At 64.7% G+C, this 8,293-nt stretch carries 8 protein-coding genes; all 8 read left to right on the forward strand.

Features of this window, described 5'->3' with window-relative positions; all coding sequences use genetic code 11:
• Positions 1-124: 124 nt before the first annotated feature.
• The 8 genes from AC1DKY_RS08415 to truD all read left to right on the forward strand — a co-directional run bounded on the left by AC1DKY_RS08415 (position 125) and on the right by truD (position 8,061).
• A complete protein-coding gene (locus tag AC1DKY_RS08415) occupies positions 125-1,795 on the forward strand; it encodes a CTP synthase (RefSeq protein WP_441603372.1) in 1,671 nt (556 codons plus the stop codon).
• Complete coding sequence (gene kdsA / locus AC1DKY_RS08420) at positions 1,792-2,625, forward strand: 3-deoxy-8-phosphooctulonate synthase (protein ID WP_441603371.1); 834 nt, start codon at positions 1,792-1,794, stop codon at positions 2,623-2,625. The genes AC1DKY_RS08415 and kdsA overlap by 4 nt, the downstream gene beginning before the upstream one ends.
• Positions 2,626-2,727: 102 nt before the next feature.
• Positions 2,728-4,041, forward strand: a complete 1,314-nt coding sequence (gene eno, locus AC1DKY_RS08425; protein ID WP_441603370.1) for a phosphopyruvate hydratase — start codon at positions 2,728-2,730, stop codon at positions 4,039-4,041.
• Between the two features lie 18 nt (positions 4,042-4,059).
• A complete protein-coding gene (gene ftsB / locus AC1DKY_RS08430; RefSeq protein ID WP_204635621.1) occupies positions 4,060-4,386 on the forward strand; it encodes a cell division protein FtsB in 327 nt (108 codons plus the stop codon).
• Positions 4,383-5,075, forward strand: coding sequence for a 2-C-methyl-D-erythritol 4-phosphate cytidylyltransferase (ispD, locus tag AC1DKY_RS08435; RefSeq protein ID WP_441603369.1), 693 nt, complete (start codon positions 4,383-4,385; stop codon positions 5,073-5,075). The genes ftsB and ispD overlap by 4 nt, the downstream gene beginning before the upstream one ends.
• Before the next feature lie 28 nt (positions 5,076-5,103).
• Positions 5,104-5,577, forward strand: a complete 474-nt coding sequence (ispF, locus tag AC1DKY_RS08440) for a 2-C-methyl-D-erythritol 2,4-cyclodiphosphate synthase (protein ID WP_441603575.1) — start codon at positions 5,104-5,106, stop codon at positions 5,575-5,577.
• Complete coding sequence (gene mgtE, locus AC1DKY_RS08445) at positions 5,574-6,992, forward strand: magnesium transporter (RefSeq protein WP_441603368.1); 1,419 nt, start codon at positions 5,574-5,576, stop codon at positions 6,990-6,992. The genes ispF and mgtE overlap by 4 nt, the downstream gene beginning before the upstream one ends.
• Positions 6,993-7,044: 52 nt before the next feature.
• Positions 7,045-8,061: a tRNA pseudouridine(13) synthase TruD gene (gene truD, locus AC1DKY_RS08450; RefSeq protein WP_477179897.1), complete on the forward strand. Its 1,017-nt coding sequence runs from the start codon at positions 7,045-7,047 to the stop codon at positions 8,059-8,061.
• Positions 8,062-8,293 lie beyond the last annotated feature (232 nt).

Consider the following 8,293-nt stretch of genomic DNA (forward strand, 5'->3'; position numbering starts at 1 on the left):
GGCCTGCGCCGGAATGACGGGCAAAAGCCCCCAACTTGAACGCCCCAGTCATTTAGCCACCGCAAACCCTCGCGGTAGAACCGTTCTTCCTCTAAAATGCCGATTTCCAGCACGGCTGCATCCCATGACCCCCCTGATTTTCGTCACCGGCGGTGTGGTGTCCTCTCTTGGCAAGGGCATCGCCGCGGCGTCGCTGGCTTCCATCCTGGAAGCGCGTGGCCTCTCGGTCACCATGATGAAGCTCGATCCCTATATCAATGTGGATCCCGGCACCATGAGCCCCTTCCAGCACGGCGAGGTCTACGTGACCGACGACGGTGCCGAGACCGACCTGGACCTGGGTCACTACGAGCGCTTCGTCAATACGCGCCTGACGGGCAAGAACTCCATCACCACCGGCAAGATCTACGAATCGGTGATCCGCAAGGAGCGCCGGGGCGACTATCTGGGCGCCACCGTGCAGGTGATTCCGCATATCACCGACGAGATCAAGCACTGCATCCATGAGGCCACCCGCGGCTACGACGTGGCGATGGTCGAGATCGGCGGCACCGTGGGCGATATCGAGTCGCTGCCGTTCCTGGAGGCGATCCGCCAGCTGCGCATCGAGCACGGCCCGGAAAAGGTGATGTTCATGCACCTGACCCTGGTGCCCTACATCAAGGCCGCCGGCGAGATCAAAACCAAGCCGACCCAGCATTCGGTGAAGGAGCTGCGCTCCATCGGTATCCAGCCGGACGTGTTGCTGTGCCGTTGCGAGCAGCCGCTGCCCGATGGCGAGCGCCGCAAGATCGCGCTGTTCACCAACGTGCCCGAGAACGCCGTGATCAGCGCGGCCGACGTGGACGTCATCTACAAGCAGCCCCTGTGGCTGCACAAGCAGGGCCTCGACGAGATCGTGGTCAAGCGCCTGGGCCTGCAGGTCGGCCCGGCGGATCTTTCCTCGTGGGTGCGTACCGTCGAAGCGGTGGAGCATCCCAAGGACGAGGTCACCGTGGCCATCGTCGGCAAGTACGTCGAGCACAAGGACGCATACAAGTCCCTGGGCGAGGCCTTGCGCCATGGCGGCATCAAGCAGCTGACCCGCGTCAATCTCAACTGGGTTGATTCGGAGCAGGTCGAAGCCGAAGGCGCCGCCAAGGCGCTGGGCAATGCCGACGCCATCCTGGTGCCGGGCGGTTTCGGTAAGCGCGGCTTCGAAGGCAAGGTGCTGGCGGCCAAGTACGCCCGCGAGAAGGGCGTGCCGTATTTCGGCATCTGCTACGGCATGCATGCAGCCGTGGTGGACTTCGCCCGCAACGTGGCGGGTCTGACCGAAGCCGACTCCAGCGAAAACGACCGCAACAGCCCCGATCCGGTGATCGGCCTGATCACCGAGTGGACCACCGCCACGGGCGAAGTCGAGCAGCGCAGCGAGCGCTCCGACCTGGGCGGCACCATGCGCCTGGGCGCGCAGGAATGCCGCCTCAAGGCCGGCACGCTGGCGCGCGAGCTGTACGGCCAGGACGTGGTGCGCGAGCGCCATCGTCACCGCTATGAATTCAACAACCGCTACCGCCAGACCTTCGAAGACCTCGGCCTGGTGATCTCGGGCAAGTCGATGGATGACCTGCTGGTCGAGATCGTCGAGCTGCCGCAGCAGAAGCATCCGTGGTTCCTCGGCTGCCAGGCGCATCCGGAGTTCACCTCGACCCCGCGCGACGGCCATCCGCTGTTCATTGGTTTTGTGCAGGCCGCCCGTGAGTTCAAGGCAGTGCGCGAAGGCGAGCGTCTTGCGAAGGAGTCGGTCGCATGAAGCTGTGTGGCTTCGAGGTCGGCCTGGACCAGCCGCTGTTCCTGATCGCCGGCCCTTGCGTGGTCGAGTCCGAGCAGTTGCAGATGGACACCGCCGGCAAGCTTAAGGAAATCACTGGCCGGCTCGGCATCAACTTCATCTTCAAGTCCAGCTTCGACAAGGCCAATCGCTCGTCGGGCAACAGCTTCCGCGGCCCCGGCCTGGAAGCAGGCCTGAAGATCCTGGGCGAAGTGAAGCGCCAGCTCGGCGTGCCCGTGCTCACCGACGTGCACGAATACACGCCAATGAACGAAGTGGCCGCCGTGGTCGACGTGCTGCAGACGCCGGCCTTTCTGTGCCGCCAGACCGACTTCATCCAGAACGTGGCGCGCGCCGGCAAGCCGGTGAACATCAAGAAGGGCCAGTTCCTCTCGCCGTGGGAGATGAAGAACGTGGCCGACAAGGCCAAGGCCGTCGGCAACAACGACATCATGGTGTGCGAGCGCGGCGCCAGCTTCGGCTACAACAACCTGGTGTCGGATATGCGCTCGCTCAGCGTGATGCGTGATACCGGCTGCCCGGTGGTGTTCGATGCCACCCACTCGGTGCAGTTGCCGGGCGGGCAGGGCACGAGCTCGGGCGGTCAGCGCGAATTCGTGCCGGTGCTGGCGCGTGCCGCGGTGGCGGTGGGCGTGGCCGGCCTGTTTGCCGAAACGCATCCCGATCCTTCCAAGGCGCTCAGCGACGGCCCCAATGCCTGGCCGCTGGACAAGATGGAAGCGCTGCTGGAAACCCTGCTCGAACTCGATCAGGTCACCAAGCGCCACCGGTTCCTCGAAGACACGCTGTAACGGCTCTGATCCGCCTCGGGGGAGGCGAATGAAGCGCATCCCCCGCAGATCAGGCAGGATGTCTCCCCCTCGCTTCATTCACCTCATCAAGCAACGGATCCCATGAGCACCGAAATCACCCGCATCCACGCACGTGAAATCCTCGATTCCCGCGGCAACCCCACGCTTGAAGCGGAAGTGACGCTGGCCGGCGGCGGCTTTGGCCGCGCTGCCGTGCCGAGCGGTGCATCGACGGGTTCGCGCGAAGCGGTGGAGCTGCGCGACGGTGACAAGGCCCGCTACCTGGGCAAGGGCGTCAAGAACGCGGTTGGCAATGTCAACGGCGCCATCGCGAGCGCGCTGAAGGGCTTTGACGCCGCCAACCAGGGCGGTCTCGACGCCAAGCTGATCAACCTCGACGGCTCCCCGAACAAGGGCAAGCTGGGCGCCAACGCCATCCTCGGCGTCTCGATGGCTGCCGCGCATGCCGTTGCGGCGCAGAACCGCCAGCCGCTGTGGCAGTACCTCGCCAGCATCAACGGCACCACTGGCAAGCCCGGTTCGCTGCCGGTGCCGATGATGAACATCATCAACGGCGGTGCGCATGCCGACAACAACGTCGACGTGCAGGAATTCATGGTGCTGCCGGTGGGCGTGTCCAGTTTCAGCGAGGCGCTGCGCGCCGGCGCCGAAATCTTCCACGCGCTCAAGAGCGTGCTCAAGGGCAAGGGCCTGAACACGGCGGTGGGTGACGAAGGTGGCTTCGCGCCGGACCTGCGTTCCAACATCGAAGCGCTCGACACCATCCTCGAAGCGATCGGCAAGACCGGCTACAAGGTGGGCAGCGAGATCCTGCTCGGCCTCGACGTGGCCAGCTCGGAATTCTTCAAGAACGGCAAGTACGACCTGGAAGGCGAAGGCAAGGTCTACACGCCGGAACAGTGGGTCGACGTGCTGGCCAGCTGGGCCAAGCAGTACCCCATCGTCACCATCGAAGACGGCATGGGTGAGGGCGACTGGGACGGCTGGAAGCACCTGACCGACAAGCTCGGCCAGAACATCCAGCTGGTCGGCGACGATCTGTTCGTCACCAACCCGACCATTTTCCAGGAAGGCATCGACAAGAAGATCGCCAATGCCATCCTGATCAAGGTCAACCAGATCGGCACGCTGTCCGAAACGCTGGAAGCCATCGCCATGGCCGATAAGGCCAAGTACGCAGCGATCGTCTCGCACCGCTCGGGCGAAACGGAAGACACCACGATTTCCGATATCGCTGTTGCTACGACCGCCACCCAGATCAAGACCGGTTCGCTGTGCCGCACCGATCGCGTGGCCAAGTACAACCAGCTGCTGCGTATCGAAGAGGCTCTGGGCTCGGCCGCGCGCTATGCCGGTCGCGACGCGTTCCCGAACCTGGCCAAGCTGCCGGGCTGATAGGAGCGCACTACGCCGATGCTGCGTTGGGTTGCCCTGATCCTGGTCCTGGTCCTGATCGCTCTGCAGGTAAAACTGTGGAGCGGCACGGGCGGCGTGCACGGCGTGGAAACGCTGCGTGCCGCCGTGAAAAAACAGGGCGAGGACAACGACAAGCTGACCCAGCGCAACCAGGCGCTGGGCGCGGATGTGAGCGACCTCAAGCACGGCGAGCAAGCCGTCGAGGCACGCGCCCGCGCCGAGCTTGGCCTGATCAAGCCAGGCGAGACGTTCTACCAGGTCGTTGAAAAGCCGGGCGCCACGCAGGCGCCCGCGTCCGCAACCTCCACCAACGGCAACCCATGAACGCGCCGCTCTGGTGCGTCGTGCCGGCGGCGGGGCGCGGCACGCGCGTTGGTGGCAGCATCCCCAAGCAATACCTGCCGCTGGCCGGCCGGCCGCTGATCCTGCACACGCTGGAGCGGCTGGCGTCGCATCCCCGCATCGCCGGCCTGATGGTGGTGCTGGGCGACAACGACGGTCACTGGCCGGGTGTCGATCTTCTCTACGGCAAACCCGTGCTCACCACGTTGGGCGGTGCGGAGCGTTGCGACTCGGTGCTCGCCGGCGTGCGCGCCTTGCCACCCGAAGTAAGCGACGACGGTTTCGTGCTGGTACACGACGCAGCACGCCCCTGCGTGCGCGAAGGCGACATCACGCGTCTGCTCGATCTGGGCATGCCTGCCGGCGGCGGCATGCTGGGAGCACCACTGCGCGATACGCTCAAGCGAGCCAATGACGCGGGACGCAGCGAAGTCACCGAACCACGCGATCATCGCTGGCGCGCCTTCACCCCGCAGATGTTCCGTCGCGGCGAGCTTTCGGCCGCGCTGAAGGCGGCTTACGCTGCCGGCGTGACGGTGAGCGACGAGGCCATGGCGATGGAGCGCGCCGGCTTCGCGCCATTGCTGGTCGAGGGCGCCGAAGACAATATCAAGGTCACCACGGCAACGGATTTCGCGCTTGCGGAGTTCCTGTTGTCGCGTATGAAATGAGCCCGCGAGGCTCCAAGGAGTACCCATGATGCGCATCGGACAGGGCTTCGACGTCCACACTTTCGGCGAAGGCGATCACGTGATGCTGGGCGGCGTGCGCGTGCCGCACACCCACGGCGTGGTGGCGCACTCCGATGGCGACGTGGTGATCCATGCGCTGTGCGACGCCATTTTCGGTGCGCTGGCGCTGGGTGATATCGGCCGGCATTTCCCGCCCAGCCAGGAACAGTGGCGCAATGCCGACAGCCGCGTCTTTCTCCGTCATGCCGCCAAGCTGATGCGCGAACAGGGCTACACGCTGGGCAACGCCGATGTCACCGTGATCTGCGAAGCGCCCAAGGTCGGTCCGCACTCGCTGGCGATGCGCGAGGCCGTGGCCGAGGAGCTGCGTTGCGAACTCGGCCGCATCAGCATCAAGGCCACCACCACCGAAAAGCTCGGCTTCACCGGCCGCGGCGAGGGCATTGCGGCGCAAGCCTGCGTGCTGCTGGTCCTGGCATGAGCGAGATAGGAGGCCGCAGTTCGGCCTCGCGTCTACACGATCAGCTGGACAACATTGCCGACCTGTTGCGGCGACTGCGCGGCCTCGGCCAGCTGCCGGAACCCGACAGCGACCAGGGCTTCCGCGAAGCGCAGGTCGAGCTGCAACGCCTGCTCGATGCGCTGCATCCGGCCGATATCGCCTACGTGCTCGAAGCGCTTCCGTTGGTCGACCGCTTGGCCGTCTGGCAGCGCGTGAAGGCCGATCGCGATGGCGAGATCTTGCTCGAAGTCTCTGATGCAGTGCGCGAATCGCTGATCGCCGACATGGACGACCACGAGATCCTCGCGGCCGTCGAACCGCTGGACGCGGATGAACTGGCCGACCTGGTCGACGACCTGCCCAGCGAAGTGCTGCCCGAACTCATGGCCAGCCTCGATGCGCAACAGCGCGAGCGCGTGCAGGCCGCGATGTCGTATCCGGACGATCAGGTCGGCGCGCTGATGGATTTCGAGATGGTCACCATCCGCGACGACATAAGCCTGGAAACCGTGCTGCGCTACCTGCGCCGTTTCGACGAGCTGCCCGCGCAGACCGACAAGCTGTTCGTGATCAACCACGAGAACCTGCTCACCGGCGTGCTGCCGCTGAACTGGTTGCTGGTGACCTCGCCCGAGAAGCGCGTGAGCGAGGTGATGGCGCCGGACGTCAACACGTTCCATCCCACCGATGACGCGTATGAAGTCGCCCAGGCGTTCGAACGCTACGACCTGGTCAGCGCACCGGTGGTCGATGGCAATGGCCACCTGATCGGCCGCATCACCATCGATGCGATGGTCGACGTGCTGCGTGAAGAGAGCGAAAGCGAGGCCTTGAACCGCGGCGGTCTGCGCGAAGAGGAAGACGTGTTCGCCTCGGTGTGGAAGTCGATCCGCAACCGTTGGGCGTGGCTGGCCATCAACCTGGTCACGGCATTCATCGCATCGCGCGTGATCGGATTGTTCGAAGGCTCCATCCAGCACCTCGTGGCCTTGGCCACGCTGATGCCCATCGTGGCCGGCATCGGCGGCAATTCGGGCAACCAGACCATCACCATGATCGTGCGCGCGTTGGCGCTCGATCAGATCACCGCCGCCAGTGCGCGGCGGCTGTGGCGCAAGGAAATCGCCGTGGCCCTGATCAACGGCCTGGTGTGGGGCAGCGTGATCGGTGCCGTGGCGTGGTGGCTTTACGGCAATTTCCCGCTAGGCCTGGTGATGACCACCGCGATGACGCTCAACCTCGTGCTGGCCGCGTTCTGCGGTGTCGGCATCCCGTTGCTGATGATGCGCATGGGGCGCGATCCCGCGCTGGGCTCCAGCGTGCTGATTACCGCCATGACCGATTCGGGCGGCTTCTTCATCTTTCTCGGTCTCGCCACGCTGTTCCTGATGTAATGCGCCCCCGCGCTTTTCTTCTTTTTGTTGCCGGTCCCGCCGGTGGAGTCCCATGTCCGATCTCGAACTGCCCTATGCCTATGGCAACCCGCCGCTGACCGCCGTGCTGCGCAGTGCGCCCGAAGACTTTCAGGTCGAGGAAATTCTGGGTTACGACGCCGACGGTGAAGGTGAACATGCCTTGCTATGGGTGGAAAAGCGTGGCGCGAACACCGACTGGGTGGCGCGCGAACTCGCGAAGTTCGCCGGCATTCCGCCGCTCAACGTGGGCTATGCGGGACTGAAGGATCGCCATGCGGTGACGCGCCAGACCTTCTCCGTGCAGCTGGCGGGCAAGCCTGATCCCGATTGGTCGACCTTTGCCGCCGAGGGCGTGAAGGTGCTGGCGGCGACGCGTCATACGCGCAAGCTCAAGCGCGGCGCGCTGCGTGGCAACCGCTTCGTGCTGGTGTTGCGTCAGGTCGACGGTGATCGAGCGGTGGCCGATCAGATCCTCAAGCAGATCGCGCAGCGTGGCGTGCCCAATTATTTCGGCGAGCAGCGGTTTGGTCGCGAGGGAGGCAACGTGGCGCAGGCCCGTGCGATGTTTGCCGGGCGGCGCGTGGATCGCGACAAGCGACACTTCCTGTTGTCGGCTGCACGCTCGCATATTTTCAATGCTGTGCTGGCTGCGCGTGTTGAGCGCGATGCGTGGGATTCGCCGATGGAAGGGGAGATCTGGTCGCTGGCGGGGTCGCGCTCGTGGTTTGGGCCGGAGCCGTTCGACGCGACGTTGTCGCAGCGATTGGCTACGGGGGATATTCATCCGTCGGGGCCGTTGTGGGGGCGTGGCGAGACGCCTGCGCAGGGTGAGGTGGCGTCGCTGGAGAACGCCGTAGCTGCCGACAATGCGGATCTTGCCGATGGGTTGGTGGGGGCGAAGATGGATCAGGAGCGTCGGGCGTTGCGGATGATTCCGCAAAACCTGTCCTGGCGGTGGTTGGAGGATGGGGCGTTGGAGTTGAGTTTTGAGTTGGCGGCTRGGGCGTATGCGACGACCGTTGTTAGGGAGTTGGCGATCACCGGGTGATTTTTTGGGTCGTCATCCTGGCGTGGGCCGGGATCCAGATGCGGTGCGCTGCGGTTGTCGCGTTACCGCCAGCGTGCCGCCTACGCGGCGGGCGTTTCGATCGGCTGCCGCCGCTCGAGTCACTTTTCTTTTGCTGGCCCAAAAGATCCCACGGGACTAGCTTCGCGTCGAAAGTAACCCAAAGAAAATGGCCTGATAACGCCCGCAGCATCGTGCTGGGATAAGCCCGAAC

The sequence above is a fragment of the Dyella sp. 01N448 genome (assembly GCF_056399225.1).